Genomic DNA, 19519 nt, shown 5'->3' with positions numbered 1-19519 from the left:
GCGTCGGTCGCGATTGTCGTGGGAACCGCTCGCCCGGGCTGGCGTCGAACGAACGCGAAGCGGCAGATTAGACCGATCCGGGCGGGGTGACTACCTTCAGCGTCCACACGACGGATTGATAGAACGCGTAGGACGCGAGCATGATGACGAGGACCACGCCGAACATGTATCCGAGGTTCGCCCCCTTCCACGCCAGGATGATCTGGTAGCCGATTCCCTGGGAGGAGGCGATGAACTCCGCGACGATGACGCCCACGATGGAGAGTTGCACCGTCGACTTCATGCTCGAGGTGATGTTCGGCAGGGCGCGCCAGAACCGGAAGTACTTGACCATCTGCCACCTGGTCGCTCCGAGCAGGGTGCCCAAGTGCTCGAATCGGTCCTCGAGTTCGTTCATTCCGGTGATGGTGTTGAGGAACACCGGGAAGAATCCGACCCAGGCGCCGAACGTCGTGACGCCGCTGATAGCGACGGCCTGCTCGGCCTGTGCGGCGGTGACGGAGTCGAGCAGGTACGCGGCGGGACCCGTGAACGTGAACAGCGTGATGTCGCCGACGACCAGAAACCAGATGATGAACATCGGCGCCAGAATCGGGTGGGGCACGGCGTACGCGAAGATGATCACGGGCATCGTCATCTGCCGGACGGTGAACAGTTCAGCCACCACGAGACCGAGCAGGACGCCGACGATGACGGCGATGATAAACGCGACCACGACCGACGTGAACGTCTCCGTGATCCTAATGAGGACGGTGTCCATCTCCGCTGACAGCTGTCGTTGGGTGTACCCGATGCTGGCGAAGATCCGGTTGTTATCGATGAGACGCGCGATACCCTCCCAGAGCAAGAGCATGACGACGAGCGCGAGCAGCGTCGGTATCTGTCGCTCGGTCCACCGCCGCGCTTTCCACACCCTCCGATCGGTTCTGAGCGACATTAGCTCTCACCCCCCATAATGCTGGATTCCCGCCAGAAGATTACGCGGCTTTCGATCAGGTAGATCACCAGCACGACGCCCGTGCTGATGAATCCGGCCACGAGCACGATCGCGAACGCCCGCGAGACGCTGGTCCGGCCGATCGCGGACGAGGCCATCGAGCCGATGCCGGGGGTGCCGCTGATGAACTCGCCGACGACGGCCCCGATCATCGCCAGAATGAACCCGATCTTCATGCCGTCGAAGATGAAGGGAAGGGCCTGCTTGAACCGAACGTACTTGAATTCCTGCCAGGTCGATGCGTCGTAGACCCTGAGCATGTTCTCGGTATCCTCGTCGACGTTTCGAAATCCGTCGATGGCGGCGATCAGCATCGGGAAGAACGCGACCCAGATCGCCATGATGTAGTTCGCGATGACCAGATCGGCGATGGTGAAGAAGCTGACCCAGTAGATGACAAGCGGCGTCAGCGCGATTCGCGGGATCGTGTTCGTGCCGATGATAAACGGCATGAGCGCGTTCATGAGCCGCTCGTCTGCCACCAGCGGCATCGCGACGACGATCGAGAGCGCGAGTGCGATCAGGTAGCCGACGACCGCGGCGGAGATCGTGTTGGGAAGGACACTCACGATGGCCGGCCAGATCCGCTCGAGTTCGGTCACGACGTCGATGGGCCCCGGGAAGTATCGCGGATTGAGCGCCAGGAGACGTATGGCCCCCTCCCAGAACACCAGAAGCAGGACGACGCCGACGGCCGACAGCCCCCATCGCATCAGTCGGGTGTTCTCCACGGAGAGCCCTCGCTCGCCGGTTACCTCGATTCCCAGTTTTCGCGCGGCTTTGGCGATCATTCTAAACTCTTGAAGTGCCGATGGAGTTCGGTCGACAGCTCGACGAAGCGCTCCGAACTACGGGTGTCGTCTGTTCGCGGTCGCTCGAGGTCGATCTCGATGTCGCCGGAAACCTCTCCCGGGCGGGGAGAGAGGATGACGGCCCGATCCGAGAGGAAGACGGCTTCGTCGAGGTCGTGAGTGATGAACAGGACCGTTTTCTCGGTCTCGCGCCAGATTCGGAGCAACTCGAGGTTGAGTTCGTTCTTCGTCATCGCGTCGAGCGCCCCGAACGGCTCGTCCATCAGGAGGACCGACGGATTGTAGATCAGCGCCTGACTGATCGTCACCCGCTGTTGCATGCCGCCGGAGAGTTCGTTCGGGTAGGCGTCGCCGAACCCGTCGAGTCCCACGAGCGAGATGAGTTCCTCGGCCCGCTCGCGGTACTCGTCCATCTCCCCGTCGAGCGCGCCGTTTTCCATCAGTATCTGAACGGGGAGTAAAACGTTCTTGCGCACCGTCCGCCACTGGAGCGCGACGGGGTGTTGGAACACGAGTCCGACTTCGCTGGGCTCGTGCCGGGAGCTCTGGACGTCGGCGCCGTTCACTTCGACCGTGCCCTTCGTCGGCTCGAGAATGCCGGCGGCGAGGTGCAACAGCGTGGTCTTGCCGCACCCGGAGGGGCCGACCACCGACACGAACTCGCCGCGTTCGACGCCGAGGTCGATGTCTCGAAGCGCCGTTACGGACTCTTCGGCCGGATCGGTACCGTATATCTTGTTCACGTCGTCGTACGAGATCATCCGTTCCGCCGAATCCGACCCGGTAGTGCGTGTTCTCTCTCTGTTCTTGCCAATCATTGTCTATCACTCTCGTCTGTTTCGAACCACATAAGCATACCTAAGGAAATCGATCGCGAGGCGACGGACGGATTCTTCCCGACGCCGGGCGATTCGACCGCGATCGGCTCTGACGCGTACGGCGCGAACGACGGACGAATCCGAACTCAGTTCGACGCTTCGGCGTCCGCGAAGACGTCCCAGTATCGGCCGGCGGTCTCGGCGAGTTGATCCCATTCGTCGTCGCTGAACGTCACCTTCTCCGCCGTTTCCCAGGGTTCCAGGTCGTACAGATCCTCGGTCGACGGGAGCGCCTCCGGATCGTCGACGAGCGCCGGTCCGATGTTGTCGACGCTGTACGCGACGCCGTCCTCGGTGAAGTATCCGAGACCCTCGTCTTTCATGTCCAGCGTGGCGGCCTGCGCGGCGAGCACGGAGTGTTGACCCGTGAGTTCGTCTTCCTCCCAGGTCTGCAGGTTCGGATTCACCTCTTCCTTGAGGTACTTGAGGTACTCGTCCTGATTGAGCAGGCTCCACTTCAGGGCCTTGAAGTACCCGGTGAGGACGTTAGCGACGTACTCCACGCTGTCCTCCTTGTTTTCGTACCAGCTTCCGTTGACCCAGATGGGGTATCCGAGGAACGGACCGAATCCGGTCAGCGGCTCCACCCCGAGTTCGACGTCCACTTCGGCTTCATAGGCGGGAAGCAGATCGATCGAGCCCCAGATCGCCTGGACCTCGTTGTTGGCGAACCGGACCGGCGCGACTTCTTCGGCTCCTTCCTCGGCGTTTACCTCGGACGGATCGACGTCGACGAGCTGGGGGTAGACGTCCCACGTCGTCGCGGCGAACCCGGACGCCTGCAGGACGTTTTTTCCGGCGATGTCGGCTCTGTCTTCGACCTCGTCCGTCCGCCAGATAAACGAGAGGAGCGGTCGACCCCGAGCCAGCCCGACGATCTTCATGTCCAGTTGATCGGTGTCCTCCGTCGCCGGCATGACGCCGATCGCCGTCGCCAGGGAGGTGATCCCCATCTCCTTGTTTCCGATACCGATCTGTTGGGACTCCGTGTCGGAACCGTTGCCCTCCTGTCCGACGATGCCGGAGGCGCCTTCGTCCGACCAGTATCCGTTCCCGTCGGCGACGTGCGCGACGCCCCACGACGGCTCCTGTTTCCACGGCGTCGTGAAGACGGTATCGGAGCCGCCTCCGCCACCTCCGTCCCCACCCCCGCTGCTACAGCCGGCGAGCATCGTCGCCCCGATCGCGCCGAGCGACCCGTACATGAACTTCCGGCGATCGATGCCTCCGGGAAGCACGCCGTCGAGATCGTCAAGTAACTGTTCTTCTGTTGCATTCGATTCTCTGTCCGGCATGCATGATGCCATACAGTCACACACTATAAACATTGGTGTTCTGTGCATAGTGGCGCTTCGTCGCGGATAACCGACCGATGGTGCATTCGAAAAGGGGTGTCAGTAGGTGAACGGCCTCCTCTATACGGATTTACGTGCAATTTCCTCCTTTCTCGGCGAGCGAACCTGCGGTCGAACGGATAGTTCTCTCCCCTCCGCTGGCAGCGTCGATCGATTCAGCAAACGTACACTACCGGCTTGACGACCCGCGCATCGAAACCGTCCAACGCGAACGATGCGAAGTGTTCGAAAACGGATCGCGTCGAGAAACGGAAACGGAACGTACGGATGCTCTCGCGGCGAACTCAGTCGGCGACCTCGGCCCAGCTGTCCCGCTCGGCGGATTCGTACGCTGCGTCGAGAACCCGGAGGAGCTGGACCGCGTCGTCGACCGTCGCGGGAACGTCTCCCGTCTCGTATCCGTCGAAATACGCTTCGAAGTAATCGTAGACGAAATCGCCCCAGGCCGGGAAGCGATCGTAAGTGAACTCGAACGCTGTGGTCTGCTTCGGCGCGGCCGACCACTCGGGATCCGCCGACGTGATCTCGAGGGGAATCGTCGGTTCGTGCTGGAGCGAGTCGTGGTGCAGCGGCGTCAGGGCCTGCGCATCCGTCCCGTAGAGGCCGAAGTGCGTGTCCTTTCCGCGGTCGCTCAGGTAGTAGCCGGTGTGATACGTTCCCAGCGTCCCGTCTTCCGTCTCGAACTGGAGGACGGCCCCTGCGTCGACGTCGGCCTCCTCGGCCTCGTGAAACTGTGCGTTCACCCGCGCGATCGGGTCGTCGAGTATCCACGGCATCACGTCGACCCAGTGCGGGCCGATCCACTGCAGGGCGCCGCCGCGACTCGTCGCCCGATCGTAGAGATAATGGTCGGTATCCCGATAGGAGAGCTGACTGGCGTTGAAGCGCCCCTCTACGGTCCAGACGTCGCCGAAGAAGCCGTCACGGACCCGGTTTCGCAGTTCCATCGCGACGGGATTCGTCCGATAGTACAGCGTCGGCGAAACGGTGACACCCGCCTCGTTCGCGCGCGTCGCGATCTCCTCCAGGTCGGCGGCGGTCCGCGCAATCGGCTTCTCGCTAACGACGTGGACGCCGTTTTCGACCGCGGTATCGACGATCGCGGGCGTTTCGTCGCTCCGATACGTGATCCAGACGACGTCGATATCCCCCTCTTCGACCAAGCGGTGCGGATCCGCGTACGCCGTCGCATCCGAGACGAGGTCTGCTACGTTGCCGCCCTCCGTCGTTATCTCGTCGGGCCGGTCGTCCATCGCCGTGAGTTCGGCGAGGTCGATCTCGCGTCCCGGCTCGCAGACGCTCGTGATGTCGAGGCCGAGCCCGCCGGCGATCGTAAAGTACGGATCGCGGTGGTGGTGGTCTACGCCGACGTAACCGATCTTCGGTCGCATGATCAGGAATCATCCGAGACGGTATATGAAAGTAATGGTTTCGGTCACTTTCTTGTGAGTTGTCCCTGTCACGACCTATCGGTCAGAACCGCCGAGACGCCCCATATCGAGCGTTCGGCATGCGACACGATCGGGACTCGTCCGGGGCCGGCGATCCGTAGTAATAAGGTTCGAATATCTCGAACCGTCACCGGCGCGCGCATCTCGGATGATATCGGCGCTCGTTCACGCTATTTACGATTGTATGAATGTAAATAAAAGTGGAGTCATTTACGACCGTACGTTCGTAACGACTGCGATCGGAATATAATGTTCGAATATGATCGGTGCTGGCGTCTCCGATCGGCGGTATCGTCCGTCGGGCGGGCGGACGGGTCGAGTATTGCCCGTTTACGGACCGCGTTCGACGACTCGGCAGAGGACGCATTTTGGTCTCCACGGCGCTTCGACGGTATATCTGCTCCGCTGGACTCGGAATCGGGATCGCATCGAGGGCACCGAACGACGGCGCCCATTACGAGCGTACAACTGTAATCATCCGAGTCACGTGCGGTTCCAGTATCTCGAACCTTATCACCGAGTGTGCAGAACTCTCCGCTTGCATCGTGGAGTACGCGCCCCTTCGAGGTCTCGCTCGGGGGGGTGGTGACGGAACGGTCACCACGGACAGTAGTGTAGATACTGTTCGCGCCATCGTCACGGGCCGGCGTCGGGATTGCGTCCGACCTGTAGCCCTGGTTCGGACTTCCGAGGCGTAGTTCGGAGGAGGCGTGACGCGAGCGTCCGGTAATCTCGATGACGCGATCCGCTCCTCGGAGCGATCGATGCGGCCGACGATTCGGGAACTGGGCCCTGGTCGTGACGGAAAATCCGATCGATCGGCGTTCGGTTATCACGAACTTTATTACAGTGGCGGCCATTTTCCGCGTATGGCCCGAGAACGCGACTCGAAAAAACTCCGGACAACCGCCACGTCGATAGAGATCCTCGAACTCGTCGAAGAGCTGAACGGCGCCAGAGTCTCCGAGATCGCGGACCAGATGGAGACGCCGAAGAGTACTATCCACGGCCACCTCGCGACCCTCGAATCGGCGAGCTTCCTGTTCAAACAGGGGGATTGTTACCACCTCGGTCCCGAACTGCTGCGGTTGGGGAATCAGGTCCGGACTCGCGAAGAGGGGTTCGTCCTTGCGCGCGAATTCACGGAGCGACTGTACCAGGAGCTAGGACTCAGGTCGATCTTTGCCGTCGAGATGGACGGGAGAGCCGTGTTCGTCCACACGGCGTCGGGGAACAAGATGGGCTGGACCCACGAGCAGCTCGGAAATCGACTCTATCTCCACAACACCGCCGTCGGGAAAGCGATACTCGCCGAACTCCCTCGATTGCGGGCCGAGCAGACGCTCGATAAATGGGGAATGCCGGAGGAGACGCAGAACACGATCACGGACCGAGAAACGCTGTTCGACGAACTCGCCGAGATCCGTCACCAGGGCTACGCCGTCAACCACGCCGAGAACTTCCGGGAACTCCACGGAATCGGCGTCGCGGCGACCAAACGATCGGGTGATGTGATCGGCGGGTTCAGCATCACCGGTCCGGAACATCTGTTCACTGACCCCGACGAAGAGCAACGACTCGCCGACACGGTTACGGAGATCGTCACCGAGTACGAACTCGAACTCGCGCTCGCGTAGCCGTCCCCGATACCGGCTTGGGCGTGTTCGCTGAGTTCGGCTCTCGCCCGACCGGTTCTCGTCGGGCCGGCCGGCGTCTCGATCGTCTTCCGCTCGCGAACGACAGAACGCCGGTGAGAACCGGAGCGTAGGATGGTCCCGAACCGTAGTCTATTTAATCTACCTTGAATTATCTTTCTGGCGATGACACTCCTACACACGGCGATTCGTGTTTCGGACGTCGAATCGAACGTCGCGTTCTACGATGAACTGGTCGGTTTCGAGGTGGTCCGTTCGTTCGAGACGGACGATGGGACGAGAAACGTCTTCCTCGGCCACCCGGATCCGTCCGCCGCCGACGACGCCGCTCTCCAACTCGTCGAATCCGACGAACCGGTGGAGACGGGCGACTTCGAACACGTCGCGCTGGCCGTGGCGGACGTCGACTCGACCGTCGACGACCTCGACGATCGCAGGATTATCGACGGGCCGATGACGCTCGACGAGGTCGGCGTCCGCGTGGCGTTTATCGAGGGGCCGGACGGATGGGAGATCGAACTGATCGAGAATCTCGAATAACGGTCACCCGACGGCCGACGAGACGGATTCGAGAAGTAACGGGTCTGAACGGGCCGTAGAAGTGGTGTTGCGGCCAGGCTCACGGTTTCACTCGACGGGCGGTGCGCGACGGATATCACCGACGAATCGCGAGCGCGAGCGGGTCGTGATGCCGTAGGCTGTCCGGGCCCCGTTTGCAAACCCACGGCAACGCGCGACGTAGTCTGATCCGTCGATCGCCTCACTCATCAGTTCACCTGTAATGATATCACATCGACAATAACGGTCGTGGCCTCCGGCGACATACTCCTTTTCAGGATGGCCGCCGGAGTTGCACCATCCCTCGGAACCATCCGTTCGGTCGCCCTGCTGCTGCTGCCGGTCCTGTCCGTAACACGACCGGTAACGCGGCTAGTTGGATACTGTTTCGAGCCACATCTCGAGCGGCGTAAACTGGCTCGTATCGCACAGCGGTGCGACGCCGAAGGGTGCATCGAGTACCGAGCCCAGTTCAATCGTTCCGTCCCTGATATCGAGCGTCGGAAACCCCTCCTCGTGACGACGGTACAGGTCGCCGTGTGCGGACAGCAGCTCCTCTCGAATCCCGTTGGAGAACGCGCGAAGTCCCGCGAAGTAGTGGTGGCCGTTTCGTTCGACGTGATCGACCCCGATCGTCGCCGTCACGGAGAGGTCCTGGAGCAATTCGACGGGGCCGACGGTCGTCAGGTCCTCGGCGCTGACGACGAAGCGACGATCCTCGCTCGTTCGGTTGCGGTGGGCGACCAGACACGCGTTCGCGATGCCTTTGAACACCCCTTTGCAGTTCTTGTGACTCGTTCCGGCGTAGCCGTACGACAGCGCGGCGCCCGCGCTGGCGATGCGGTCGTCGGACTCGTCGATAACGATCGGCGGGGCGTCGGCCCACGACGTGAGTACGTCTCTCGTTTCGGCGGTGAACGCCTCGTCTCGAGGGAGCGGCTGTTCGACGTACGCGAGCGAATCGAAGACGGCCGCGAGCGCGGGCTCCGACGCGAGGGCCTCCCAGTGGCGCCGGAACTCGCCGGCCGAGTCGTACCCCTCGTTGGCGTCGACGGTGCAGCGATACTCCTCGACGCCTGCGTCGGCGAGGACGTCGCCGATCCTGGCGAGGCGGGTCGCATCGCGTTCGAGGTCGGCCGACAGTTTGATCTTGAAGTGGTTCACTCCGGTTTCGCGGACGTGCTCGCCGAGCGTTAGCGGGAGCCCGTCGTCCGGCCGATCGTCCCCGATATCCGCCGCCGTGAGCGGGTCGTCGAGGCCGACGGTGTGCCTGATCGCCGTCGAGCGTCGCGGCTCGTCCGGGAGCAGACCGGCGGGGTCGGCGGAAGCCAGCTCGTCGTACACGGATCCGAGGTCGATGCCGAACGCGTTCTCCCTGACCGCGTTCGCGAAGGTCGTGTTCTTCGCGCGGCAGACGGCGTCGATCAGCGCCTGTTCGACGAGGCTCACGCCGTACGACCAGAGCAGCGCCGGGCAGTCGGTGCCGGCGGCCCACTCGTGTTGTTCCTCGTAGAGCGATCGCCAGAACGCAAACGCCGTGGGCCGGGGGCTGAGGGTCCGGGCGATATCGGCGGCCGAACGGAACGCGTCGATCATACTCCGGTAGCCCGCGTCGAGGTCCATCTCGGGATCCTTGTAGAACCAACCGGGAATCAATCCGCCCATCGCGATGCCGTCTTGGGATTTCTCGTCCACCTCGGCCTTCACGCGGAGGAGCACCTTCGGGATCTTCGTGACCGCTACGTTCCCGAAGTGGAAGGGGAACCGCGTTTCGAGATCGACGACGTGAAAGGACGTCGCCGAAATTTCGATCGCCATGTCCCGACGTGGCGCGCGGGGGCTAAATTTCTTGCTCCGCCGATCGTCCGACCCATTCGAACGCGCCGATTTGCAGGTGTCGACTGACGCGAGAAGTCGATTCCAGTATCGCGACGACCACGAGTATGAGGTTCGGCGCCGTGATCGGTCCGTCACGTAGTCGGTGGAACTGCTCCGAGTACCCGCTTTTTCGTCGTACAAACTCCGAACGGATCGGCGACGGTGACGCGGCCGACGGCTCGGATCGTCGAAGCGGACGAAAGGTGCTACTTTCGTCGCTGTGACTCCGTTTCGAGTGACGACCGATAGAGTCGAGCGGCCAACCGGGAGGCGTTCGGAGACGCGTGTCAATTACGACAATACCGGCTCCGATTTGATGGCATAAGAACGAACCGTCCCGCCGTTCGCTGTGGCACCTTTATCGCGATATTAGCTCATGATTTCCGTCCGTCACCGCCGGATAACGAGATGACGGGAGCGGATAGGCCGAGAAGGGAAATCAGGACCGATCGGGCGGACGCCAGCGAGCATTGATCCTACGAACATGTGAATGTAAACGTTCGGTCTCGAAGAAGCCTATCGGCTCCCGTCACCAGCTATCATATAACTATGAAATATTATAATAATTCATATTTTTATAATCATTTTCGCCTGGCGGTTCAAATAGGCGGACGATTGAAGCTAAGGCGAACGAGAGACGGCGGTTCCCGTCGGTAGGTATCGGCGTTCTGAGGCATGCTGAAGGAGACGAGAGGCGCTCGCGATCGCCCGTTCGATCCCGCTGCGCCGCCGATGACGACGGCTCGCTTCACCGAAACGGTCACTGGCGCGTGCGAGGAGTCGTTCACATCGGAGAAAACTTCAGCCGCCGTGGTGAACGGTTTCATAATCTCGGGTTCGCCGCCGCTGAACGCGGGTGAGAAAAGGTGGCAAATCCGAAGTATTACTACCGATCTATACGAATACTGAGTCTGTGCAAGACTGACGAACGCGTAACAGTCCCTACTGCGGCGAGTGTCGATCGCATCGCGTCCGAAGCGCACGGACACTTCGCCGGACACCTCTGCCAGTGCAGCTACGGCGGGCGACTGCGATCGCGTTCTTCCGGCCCTCGCGATACCGCTGACACTTGAGTGGGAAGAGCGCGGCTACCGTCCCCTGAAGATGATGTCGAGGACGACCGCGGCGATGATGATCACCCCGGTTAGCAGCTCTTGAATGTCCACGCTCATCCCGTTCAGGACGAGCACCTGCGGGATGATGGCGATGACGAGCGCGCCGAGCACCATCCCGGAGAGCGAGCCTTCGCCGCCGAAGAGGTTCGTCCCGCCGATGACGACGGCCGCGATGATCAACAGCTCGTAGGTCTGTCCGCTCGAGGCGAACATCGACCCGTAGTAGGAGATGTTGATCATGCCGGCCAGCGCCGCGAGCATCGCGACGATGACGAAGTTCCGGATCTTCACCATGTCGGCGTCGATGCCGGTCTTCTCGGCGGCGTCCTGATCGTCGCCGACGGCGAAGACGTGGTAGCCAAAGCGCGTCTTCTGGAGGACGAACCCGAAAACGAGCACCAGCAGCGCCGCCCAGACGACCTGGTGGGCGACCGTGACGCCGAGGATCTCCGCTTTGCCGCCCAACAGCCCGACTACGGCGTCGTTTTGCGGGACGCCCCACGAGCCGTCGGTGATCGCGAGTGCGACGCCGCGGAGCACGCTCAACATCCCGATCGTCGCGATCAGCGACGGGACGCCGACTTTCGTCACGATCACGCCGTTCGTGAGGCCGACGCCCGCCGCGAGCAGGAGGACGAGCACCACGCTCGCGAGGCCCGTGAGCTGGTAGTTCTGCATGAGCAATGCGAACGTGAGCCCGCCGACGGCGAACATCGACCCGACCGAGAGGTCGAATTCGCCGCTGATGATCAGGAAGCTCATGCCGATGCCGACGATGACGTAGATCGACGCCGTCCGGAAGAGCCGGAAGGTCACTCCGGAGATGTCCTGCCAGCTGAAGAAGATGTCCGGACGCGTGACGGCGATGATCGCATAGAGCGTGACGAACCCGAACAGGACGCCGGCCTCCCGTCGCGAGGTGAGCCGCCGAACGAACGCCGACGGATCGCGAGTCACGGCCGACTTGCCGGCCGTGGCCGTCTTCTCGCTCATGCGGTCGACCCCTCCTCGGCTCCGGCTTCGGTGAGGTCTTCGACGCGGTCCTCCTCGCTCCCGCCCATCATCAGCAAGACGATGTCCTCGCGGTCGGCCTCGTCGGCGTCGAGGACGCCCATCAGCTCTCCCTGGTGGAGCACCGTGATCCGATCCGCGATACCGAGTACCTCCTCGATGTTGTGACTGATGAGAATAATCGTGATCCCCCGCTCTCGAAGTCCGCCCACGACGTTCAGTACGTTCCGCACGCCCTCGATCGACAGCGCGCTCGTCGGTTCGTCCATGATGAGGATTTCCGGGTCGAACTGCAACGCACGAGCGATCGCGACCGCCTGTTGCTGTCCGCCGGAGAGGCTGCGAACGGTGCCGTGCGGATCGACCGGAATCTGCACCTGTTCGAGGATCGACGACGCCTCCGCGGCCATCTCGCGCTCGTCGACGAGCCCCAGCCGGCCGGCGAGTCCCGCCGTCGTCGGCTCGTTTCCGAGGAAGATGTTCGCCGCCACCGACTGGCTCTCCGCGAGCGCGAGATCCTGGTAGACGGTGCCGATCCCCGCCTCCTGTGCGTCGTTGTAGTCGTCGAACTGGACTCGTTCGCCTCTGAGGAAGACGTCGCCGTCGGTCGGCTCCAACACGCCACAGAGCATCTCGATCAGCGTCGACTTCCCCGCGCCGTTGTCGCCGACGACGGCCATGATCTCGCCCTCGGTGGCGCTGAAGTCGACGCCCTTCACCGCGTGTACGGTCTCGAACTCCTTCGACAGTTTCTTCGTGCGAATGATCGGTTCCGAACTCATGATTAGCCCTGTTGCTCGAGCAGCGTCGACCAGTCGCTCCGTTTCAGCGCGAACTCGATGTTCTCCTGATCGATCACTTCGGCGCCCGTCTTGTAGTCTTTCGGCGGAATCCCCCGCTCCATGTACAGCCAGGCGAGCATCGTCGGCACGTACCCCTGTGAGTACGGGTCCTGCCCGATCGTGTAGTCCATCACGCCGTTGTTGATGGCCTCCATCGTCGGCTCCTCGAGGTCGAAGCCGCCGCCGAGCAGTTCGTCTTCGACGCCCTGGCTCTTGAGCGCCTCGCCGATGAACCAGGTGTAGGCGTCGGTCCCGACGATGCCGAGCAGGTTCTCGGTCGACGCGATGTGGTCCTCCAGACGAGCGATCCCCTCGTTCGAATCGTCGGTAACGTCGAGCTGGTCGGTCTCGACGCCGGTCTCCTCCGTCAGTGCGTCCTTGATACCCGCCGCGCGTTCGCCCAGCGCCGAGTGGCCCGGACAGCACGTGGCGATCGTCACCTGTCCGTCGTCGCTCTCGAGTCGCTCGGCGGCGGCGAGCCCGCAGACGTAGCCGGCCGCGTAGTTGTCCTGTCCGACGTACGCCAGCGCCCGGTCGAACTGCTCTTCCATCTGCTGCGTCGAGAGCGAGTTCGCGTTATACGCGAGCACGACGATGTCGTTATCGAGGGCCTCTTGGAGCACCGAATCGTACGCGTGTTCGTCGATGATCGTCGTGAGGATCACGTCCGGTCCGGCGTCGACCGTCGACTCGAGGATCGTGACCTGCTCTTCGACGTCTTCGCCGCCGGTCGGACCGGAAAAGTTCGCGCTCCAGCCGACCTGACTCGCGGCGTCGTGAAGCCCGGCCATTGTCGGGTCGAAAAACGACGTTGCGGCGTCGTGGGTCACCATGTTCACCTCGCGTTCGTTCCCGCCGCTCTCGTAATCGAGGTCGGTCGGCGGCGGTACGAGGTCGATCTGCTGGTAGTTCACTCCGTCTTCGCAGTTTCTCGCGCTCGAGCCGTCGTCCTCGCCGTCTCGGAACACGAGGTCGCTGCACCCGGCCAGGCTCGCCGTCGCACCGACCGCACTTGCTGCCCCGAGTCGCCGCATAACGTCCCGTCGGGAGACGCCCGCTCCGAGGTCTATGCTGGCTCTTCCGCTATCACCCTGTGGCATGCATGGGCGTGCCAGGCCCATCAGTATAAATTTTCGTGTCTAACACCGGATCCACAATCTCACCGGACCGGTACTGCCCGAAGCCAAACCGCGACCGAGTCCGATCCGACGTACCGCGGCGAGACTGACGCAACGAACGTGCGGTCGATCTACGAGTAGTTGTACTCGAGTTCGATCACGTTCGCCGCGCCCAACACCGCCTCGGGGAGGTCCTCGTAGAACCGCTCGTCGTCGACGCGGTGGACGGGACAGGCAACGCTGATCGCCGCGATGCTCCGGTCGGCATCGTCGGTGATCGGCGCCGCGATACACCGCAGGCCATTGAGGCGTTCCTCGCGATCGATCGCGTACCGTCGTTCGCGGATCTCCTCGAGTTCTGCGTGCAACCGTTCGCGATCGGCGACGGTCTGACTGGTCAGTGTCGGAAGCCCGTGCTCGTCGATGATCTCGTCGACCTCCTCGGACAGACGGAACGCGAGGATCGCCTTTCCGAGTGCCGTACAGTGCATCCGAACGCGCTTTCCCTCGTGGGTGTCGAGTTCGACCGCGTTCTCCCCTTTCGCCTGGTAGAGGTAGATGCCCATTCCGCTTTTCTCGACGAGGAGGTTCACTAACTCGCCCGTCTGGTTGGCGAGGGTGTCGGCCCGTGACTGCGCCGCGTCGTAGATCGGCGTTCGGTTTCGCGCGTACGCGCCCAGCCCGAGAAACGAGAGGCCGATGTGATATTCGTCGCCGTCCTTGTCGACGTACTCGCGGTTCGACAGCGTCGTCAGGTGGCTGTGGACTGCGCTCTTTCCGATGTCGACTCGTTCGGCGATCTCCGAGACGCCGGCGCCGTCGAGCTCGTGGATCACCTCGAGGATCTCGAACGTCCGGTCGATCGTTTGGACGGAACGGCTCGGTTTTACCATATTCGCGTATGCACCTGAAATCATATATGTGTTGTTCTCTCATACCGAACTGTGGTCGGTGTCGCACACAAGCCGTTGAACACACCAGAACGGACCGGTCGATTTTGGAATTGTGAATGTGAGCCGGGTGCGATGCATGTTGGGGAACCATTGTATTTTAGATCGAAACGTATGTCCAATACTGGTGTTCGAACCACATCTGCTGCAGTCGCGACGACGAGCAGACAACGAATATGTGCCGTGGCCGCACACAATTCTGGTACACAGAACGATTTTGGCGCTATTGGAACGGATCGGTGGATGTTATTGAGTGTCTCTCTCCAGTCGATTCGAGTACGTTTACAGAGGTACGTATGTAACTGACGTTGGCCGGCGTCCGCTTGCGTTCGCGGCCCCACCCATCCGTCCGCCGGCAGACGCACTGGATGGACGGTTCTGCGCGATCGGCGGTGGGAACTGAATCGACCTCCGCTCTTCATAGATGCATTCTCCGCGTATTGCGTGGTTCCGAACCGTGTTCTCCATTTCGAAATAGCGTTCTGTACCAGCTATCCGTCGAGCGTTACCACTCGACAAACGATTCGGTGAGCACGTTGGGCTGCCATGAGTATGCTTCGCCGTCCTATTTCCCGGTCATACTCGGTACCCAGTCGGACACAATACTTATTACTTGCGTGAGTGAACGTCGCGCCATGAATCGCGCACTCGTGGTAGTCGAATCGACCGATTCCGCTAAGCGATTAGTTCGGAACGCCGGCGAGTTCGCGGCAGGGACCGGTGGCGAACTCGTCCTTCTCGCAACGATGAACGACGACGAGTACGAACACACGCTCGAGACGATGTCGACGATCGCCGACGTCGAAGGCACGTCGTACTCCTCGGCGGACGTCACGGAGAGCGGACGGCAGTTCGTCAGGGATATCGCCGGGGCCGAACTGACCGATCTGGACGTCGAGTACGAGCCGCTCTGCGCCGTCGTCGAAGACGGCCAGCAGGCGCGACGGATCGTCGCGACCGCGGCGGAACGCGACTGCGATCACGTATTCATCACGGGGCACAAACGATCGCCGACGGGGAAAGCGATCTTCGGCGATACGGCACAGCGCGTGATCCTCGACTTTGACGGCCCTGTTACCGTCGTTACGGACTGACGCCGAGATCGGCGACCGACGGCGGCCGGCGGAAACGCGTCCGGTCCGTCCGACACTGCGGCCGGATCGAACCCGGTACGAGTACGATCCGCATCACATACGTTTATGCCTGTATGTCTCTCACAATGGAACGATGGCGCAAGCGATTCACTCGAGCACGGCAACCGATCCGGACGACATCACGATTGCGTATCTCGGCGGCGGAAGTCGCCAGTGGGCGCCGAATCTCATCCAGGATCTCGCGCAGTCGGACCTCGACGGACGGGTACGGCTCTACGACGAGTACTACGAGAGCACCGAGCGGAACGCGCGTTTCGGCAACTGGGTGCAGGAGCGAGAGGGAGCCGTCGCCGACTGGTCGTACGAGGCGACGGACTCGCTCGAGACGGCGCTCGCCGGCGCGGACGTCGTCATCCTGTCGACGCAGTACGATCCGGCGGAGACGTTCGTCCACGATCTCGACATCCCCAAACGCTACGGCATTTACGGCGCGGTCGCGGCGACGATCGGTCCGGGCGGCATCTTCCGCGCCATGCGGACGGTCCCGCTCTACCGCGCGTTCGCCGCCGCGATTCGCGAGCACTGCCCCGACGCGTGGGTGTTCAACTACACGAACCCCGTCCACTTCGTGACGCGAGCGCTGTACGACGAGTACCCCGACATCAACGCCCTCGGCCTGTGCCACGAGGTGCTCGGCACCCGTCACCGCCTCGCGCGGTACGCTCGAGAGCACCTCGACATGGACGCCGAGCGCAGCGATATCTCGGTTAACGTCAAGGGGATTAACCACTTCACGTGGGTCGACGAGGCGCGCTGCAAGGGCGTCGACCTCTGGCCGATGCTCGAGGAGCTCCGCGGCGGCGCGGAGGGCCACCGGGCGTTCACGGGGGAGGACCTCGCCGACGAGAGCGTGTTCGTCGACAACTGGCAGGTGACCTGGGAGCTGTTCCGCCGGTTCGGCGTCCTCCCCGCCGCGGGCGACCGCCACCTCGTCGAGTACGCGACCTGGTTCATCCAGGGCGGCAAGGAGGGGCTCAACCGCTGGGGCGTCAAGCGCACCGGAAGCGACTACCGGGCCAAACACTGGACGCCCGCCGAGTCGGACCAGACGACCGACGTCGAGGCGTGGTTGGCCGGCGAGCGCGAGTTCGAACTGAGCGAGTCGAACGAGGTCTTCGTCGACATCCTCCGGGGGCTCGTCGGGAAAGGCGACTACGTGACGAATATCAACCTGCCGAACACGGGCCAGGTGTCGGATCTCCAGAACGACGCGGTCGTCGAGACGAACGCGCTCGTCCGGGCGAACGAGGTCAAGCCGGTGGCGGCCGGCGGCTTCCCGCGTCCCGTTCGCGGCGTCGTCCGCGGGCACATCGACACTATCGAGACGGTCATCGAGGCCTCCGCTGACGGCGACGTCGACGCCGCGTTCCAGGGATTCCTCATCGACCAGCAGATCCGCACCCTTCAGACTGAAGACGCCCGCGAGCTGTTCGCGGAACTCGTCGCCGCGGAGGAATCGTACCTACAGGACTGGGATCTCGAAGACTCGACCGTCCTCGCGGAGTCGGCCGCCTACCCGGCCGAGTAACGTCTCCGTTTCGACGGCCCCTTTTCGAACCCTCGTCACGGTAACTGCGGTCCCTCTCGGGCGACGCTCGCGTTACCGAACGCGCCGTTGCCTAGGTACCGAGCGACACGACCAATGCAGCGTAAAAATCGATATCCGAGGGGTTCAGACGGGTTCGTCGTCGTCGACCGACTTCGCGTGGCGAGCCCGGATCCGCGGGTTGCTGATGCGGTCCAACGCCTGGGCGATGAGGATCAGTCCCATCGAGAGCCCGATGATGAACAGCGTCGGGGCGAGGATATAGTGCATCTGTCCGACGGAGTAGAGGGCGTATGCCTCCTCCGCGTTGTTGAGGACGACGCCCCAGTTCTGCGTGCTGACCGGGAGGAAGCCCAGGTAATACAGGGCCACCGAGGCGAAGATGATGTTTCGCGCGTGGTTAGCGAGGTTGATGAGGACGTAGGGCCAGATGTTGGGCAGGATGTCCTTGACGATCGTCGAGACCGTTCCGACGCCCATCGCGCGGGCCGCTTCGACGTACTCCTGACTCCTGACCTTCAGCACTTCGGACCGGATCGAACGGCCGAGTCCGCCCCACGCGGCGACCGAGAGCACGAGACCGACCATCGCCGGATGGCGCGGCTCGATGATCGCCGCGATGACGATGATCAGCGGGAGCCCGGGAATCGAGACGACGATGTCACAGAGCGTCATGAGGACTCGGTCGGTCGCTCCGCCGCGGAATCCGGCGGTCGCGCCGATGCCGACGCCCAGGACGACCGTCGCGATCGCGCCGGCGGTGATCATGATGAGGACGGGCGTCGTTCCGTGGACCATCAGCGAGAGGATGTCGACTCCGGTGTCCGTCGTCCCCAGCGGATGTGAGAGATTGCCGTCGAGCGGGGACACCCAGGTTTCGAACGTGGCGGTCGGGCTGTGAACGAACCGCGGCCCGAGCGTCCCGAGCAGGACGAACGCGATCGTGATCGTCACGCCGAGGAAGCCGCGCCAGTCGCTCAGCACGATCTTCGCCGGCGCGTAGATCGACCGATCGAACTTCCGGTACAGCACGTCCCTCCGGTCGACGTCGATCGCCCGCTCCTCGCCGAAGAACGCGTGGTCGGCGGTGCCGCCGTCCGCTCGCGGCTCCTCGGTGGCGTTCGTCAGCCGCCGTACGTAGCGCTTGAACTGCGTCCGCAGCGGGACGCCCGCGGAACTGCCGTACACCTGCATGTCGTCGCCGCCGGTCTTCGCCCGCGGGTCGATGCGGCTGTACGTGAGGTCCGCGACGAACATCGCGATGACGACCGTGATACAGATCACGGTGAACCCGCCGACCATGAGCGGGTAGTCGCGATTCTGTACGCCCTCGAACATGTACCATCCCATTCCGTGGTAACTGAAGATGTCCTCGAGGATGATCGAGCCGCCGATCATGAAGCCGATCGTCAGCAGCAGACCGGTGTACAGCGGAAGCAGAGCATTTCGCATGACGTACCGCAGCGCGATTCTCGTCGGCGGGAGTCCCCGGAGGCGAGCGACGCGGATGTGATCGGCACCCAGGACGCTGATGGAGTTCCCGCGCATGCCGAGCGAGGCGGCCGCGCCCGTAACGATCAACGAGAGGATCGGTAACGAGGCGTGATGTAACGCGCCGAGGACGAACTCGGCGTTGAGCCCGATATCCGCGCCGCCCGGGTATCGCGCGCCGGTGGGGAACCAGCCGAGCTGGTAGGCGAAGACGAACGACAGGAGGAGCGCGGCGACGTAGTACGGCGTCGAGCTCTCGATGACGGCGACGACGGTCATCGCGGTGTCGAACTTCGAGCCCTCGTAGTAGGCCATGATCGCCCCGAGACAGATGCTCGTCACGAACGTGATGATCATCGCGATGGACATGTAGAAAATCGTCCACGGCACCGCCTCGGCAAGGATCTGGGTGACCGGCTGGTTCTGGGATAGCGAGTGGCCGAGATCACCCTGCAACATCGAGGACATGTACTCCACGTACTGTACGTGCATCGGCTTGTCCGGCTGGATGTTTATCGTGAGTTCGACCAGTCGTCGAGCGGCGTCCGGATTGTTCGGATTCTCCGACAGCATCTGCGCGTACATCGCCTCGAACGGGTTCCCCGGCATGAAGCGGACGAGTGCGAACGTCAGATGGAACACGACGAGGATTGTTAACACACCCTGGCCGATTCGCTTGATTAGCCAATTGGACATTGCTTAATGTTA

The 19519-nt window shown here is 62.6% G+C and carries 15 protein-coding genes; 4 read left to right on the top strand and 11 right to left on the bottom strand.

Annotated elements, in window-relative coordinates; all coding sequences use genetic code 11:
• Positions 1 to 67: 67 nt before the first annotated feature.
• The 5 genes from MUH00_RS21320 to MUH00_RS21300 form a co-directional block, all read right to left on the bottom strand.
• Entirely contained in the window at positions 68 to 937 is an 870-nt protein-coding gene (locus tag MUH00_RS21320) for an ABC transporter permease (protein ID WP_247004298.1), read from the bottom strand.
• Positions 937 to 1788 carry an ABC transporter permease gene (locus tag MUH00_RS21315; RefSeq protein WP_247004296.1) on the bottom strand — a complete coding sequence of 284 codons (852 nt, stop codon included), beginning with the start codon at positions 1786 to 1788 and terminating at the stop codon, positions 937 to 939. The genes MUH00_RS21320 and MUH00_RS21315 overlap by 1 nt, the downstream gene beginning before the upstream one ends.
• The gene (locus MUH00_RS21310; RefSeq protein WP_247004293.1) at positions 1785 to 2570 is read right to left on the bottom strand and encodes an ABC transporter ATP-binding protein; all 786 of its coding nucleotides are present in this window, start codon (positions 2568 to 2570) and stop codon (positions 1785 to 1787) included. Before MUH00_RS21310 ends, MUH00_RS21315 begins: the two co-directional genes overlap by 4 nt.
• A gap of 203 nt (positions 2571 to 2773) precedes the next feature.
• The gene (locus MUH00_RS21305) at positions 2774 to 3982 is read right to left on the bottom strand and encodes a substrate-binding domain-containing protein (RefSeq protein WP_247004291.1); all 1209 of its coding nucleotides are present in this window, start codon (positions 3980 to 3982) and stop codon (positions 2774 to 2776) included.
• 344 nt (positions 3983 to 4326) lie between these two features.
• The gene (locus MUH00_RS21300) at positions 4327 to 5433 is read right to left on the bottom strand and encodes a Gfo/Idh/MocA family protein (protein ID WP_247004289.1); all 1107 of its coding nucleotides are present in this window, start codon (positions 5431 to 5433) and stop codon (positions 4327 to 4329) included.
• A 929-nt stretch (positions 5434 to 6362) separates the two neighbouring features.
• Here MUH00_RS21300 and MUH00_RS21295 point away from each other — a divergent pair.
• Complete coding sequence (locus MUH00_RS21295; RefSeq protein ID WP_247004288.1) at positions 6363 to 7130, top strand: IclR family transcriptional regulator; 768 nt, start codon at positions 6363 to 6365, stop codon at positions 7128 to 7130.
• A gap of 183 nt (positions 7131 to 7313) precedes the next feature.
• Positions 7314 to 7688 carry a VOC family protein gene (locus tag MUH00_RS21290; RefSeq protein ID WP_247004286.1) on the top strand — a complete coding sequence of 125 codons (375 nt, stop codon included), beginning with the start codon at positions 7314 to 7316 and terminating at the stop codon, positions 7686 to 7688.
• A gap of 390 nt (positions 7689 to 8078) precedes the next feature.
• Here the strand turns inward: MUH00_RS21290 and MUH00_RS21285 are convergent, their stop codons facing one another.
• The 5 genes from MUH00_RS21285 to MUH00_RS21265 all read right to left on the bottom strand — a co-directional run bounded on the left by MUH00_RS21285 (position 8079) and on the right by MUH00_RS21265 (position 14563).
• Positions 8079 to 9524, bottom strand: a complete 1446-nt coding sequence (locus MUH00_RS21285) for an enolase-like domain-containing protein (RefSeq protein WP_247004284.1) — start codon at positions 9522 to 9524, stop codon at positions 8079 to 8081.
• A 1148-nt stretch (positions 9525 to 10672) separates the two neighbouring features.
• Positions 10673 to 11692, bottom strand: coding sequence for an ABC transporter permease (locus MUH00_RS21280; protein WP_247004282.1), 1020 nt, complete (start codon positions 11690 to 11692; stop codon positions 10673 to 10675).
• Complete coding sequence (locus MUH00_RS21275) at positions 11689 to 12492, bottom strand: ATP-binding cassette domain-containing protein (protein WP_247004280.1); 804 nt, start codon at positions 12490 to 12492, stop codon at positions 11689 to 11691. Before MUH00_RS21275 ends, MUH00_RS21280 begins: the two co-directional genes overlap by 4 nt.
• Positions 12493 to 12494: 2 nt before the next feature.
• Entirely contained in the window at positions 12495 to 13652 is a 1158-nt protein-coding gene (locus tag MUH00_RS21270) for a substrate-binding domain-containing protein (protein WP_247004279.1), read from the bottom strand.
• Between the two features lie 149 nt (positions 13653 to 13801).
• A complete protein-coding gene (locus MUH00_RS21265; RefSeq protein WP_247004278.1) occupies positions 13802 to 14563 on the bottom strand; it encodes an IclR family transcriptional regulator in 762 nt (253 codons plus the stop codon).
• A gap of 692 nt (positions 14564 to 15255) precedes the next feature.
• Between MUH00_RS21265 and MUH00_RS21260 the strand changes: the two genes are divergently transcribed.
• Entirely contained in the window at positions 15256 to 15714 is a 459-nt protein-coding gene (locus tag MUH00_RS21260) for a universal stress protein (RefSeq protein WP_247004277.1), read from the top strand.
• Between the two features lie 133 nt (positions 15715 to 15847).
• Positions 15848 to 17302: a family 4 glycosyl hydrolase gene (locus MUH00_RS21255; RefSeq protein ID WP_247004276.1), complete on the top strand. Its 1455-nt coding sequence runs from the start codon at positions 15848 to 15850 to the stop codon at positions 17300 to 17302.
• Between the two features lie 144 nt (positions 17303 to 17446).
• Here MUH00_RS21255 and MUH00_RS21250 read toward each other — a convergent pair whose 3' ends face one another.
• Positions 17447 to 19507 carry an ABC transporter permease subunit gene (locus MUH00_RS21250; protein WP_247004275.1) on the bottom strand — a complete coding sequence of 687 codons (2061 nt, stop codon included), beginning with the start codon at positions 19505 to 19507 and terminating at the stop codon, positions 17447 to 17449.
• Positions 19508 to 19519 lie beyond the last annotated feature (12 nt).

The sequence above is a fragment of the Halosolutus gelatinilyticus genome, from assembly GCF_023028105.1.
Lineage (GTDB): Archaea > Halobacteriota > Halobacteria > Halobacteriales > Natrialbaceae > Halosolutus > Halosolutus gelatinilyticus.
This window is presented reverse-complemented; position numbering and strand designations above follow the sequence as displayed.

Excerpts from the sequence above, each read along its gene's own strand:
- MUH00_RS21305 (WP_247004291.1), bottom strand. The coding sequence starts at position 3,982 with ATGCCGGACAGAGAATCGAATGCAACAGAAGAACAGTTACTTGACGAT.
- MUH00_RS21270 (WP_247004279.1), bottom strand. The coding sequence starts at position 13,652 with ATGCCACAGGGTGATAGCGGAAGAGCCAGCATAGACCTCGGAGCGGGC.
- MUH00_RS21260 (WP_247004277.1), top strand. The coding sequence starts at position 15,256 with ATGAATCGCGCACTCGTGGTAGTCGAATCGACCGATTCCGCTAAGCGA.
- MUH00_RS21320 (WP_247004298.1), bottom strand. The coding sequence starts at position 937 with ATGTCGCTCAGAACCGATCGGAGGGTGTGGAAAGCGCGGCGGTGGACC.
- MUH00_RS21295 (WP_247004288.1), top strand. The coding sequence starts at position 6,363 with ATGGCCCGAGAACGCGACTCGAAAAAACTCCGGACAACCGCCACGTCG.
- MUH00_RS21265 (WP_247004278.1), bottom strand. The coding sequence starts at position 14,563 with ATGGTAAAACCGAGCCGTTCCGTCCAAACGATCGACCGGACGTTCGAG.
- MUH00_RS21275 (WP_247004280.1), bottom strand. The coding sequence starts at position 12,492 with ATGAGTTCGGAACCGATCATTCGCACGAAGAAACTGTCGAAGGAGTTC.
- MUH00_RS21310 (WP_247004293.1), bottom strand. The coding sequence starts at position 2,570 with ATGATCTCGTACGACGACGTGAACAAGATATACGGTACCGATCCGGCC.
- MUH00_RS21285 (WP_247004284.1), bottom strand. The coding sequence starts at position 9,524 with ATGGCGATCGAAATTTCGGCGACGTCCTTTCACGTCGTCGATCTCGAA.
- MUH00_RS21250 (WP_247004275.1), bottom strand. The coding sequence starts at position 19,507 with ATGTCCAATTGGCTAATCAAGCGAATCGGCCAGGGTGTGTTAACAATC.
- MUH00_RS21290 (WP_247004286.1), top strand. The coding sequence starts at position 7,314 with ATGACACTCCTACACACGGCGATTCGTGTTTCGGACGTCGAATCGAAC.
- MUH00_RS21280 (WP_247004282.1), bottom strand. The coding sequence starts at position 11,692 with ATGAGCGAGAAGACGGCCACGGCCGGCAAGTCGGCCGTGACTCGCGAT.
- MUH00_RS21315 (WP_247004296.1), bottom strand. The coding sequence starts at position 1,788 with ATGATCGCCAAAGCCGCGCGAAAACTGGGAATCGAGGTAACCGGCGAG.
- MUH00_RS21300 (WP_247004289.1), bottom strand. The coding sequence starts at position 5,433 with ATGCGACCGAAGATCGGTTACGTCGGCGTAGACCACCACCACCGCGAT.
- MUH00_RS21255 (WP_247004276.1), top strand. The coding sequence starts at position 15,848 with ATGGCGCAAGCGATTCACTCGAGCACGGCAACCGATCCGGACGACATC.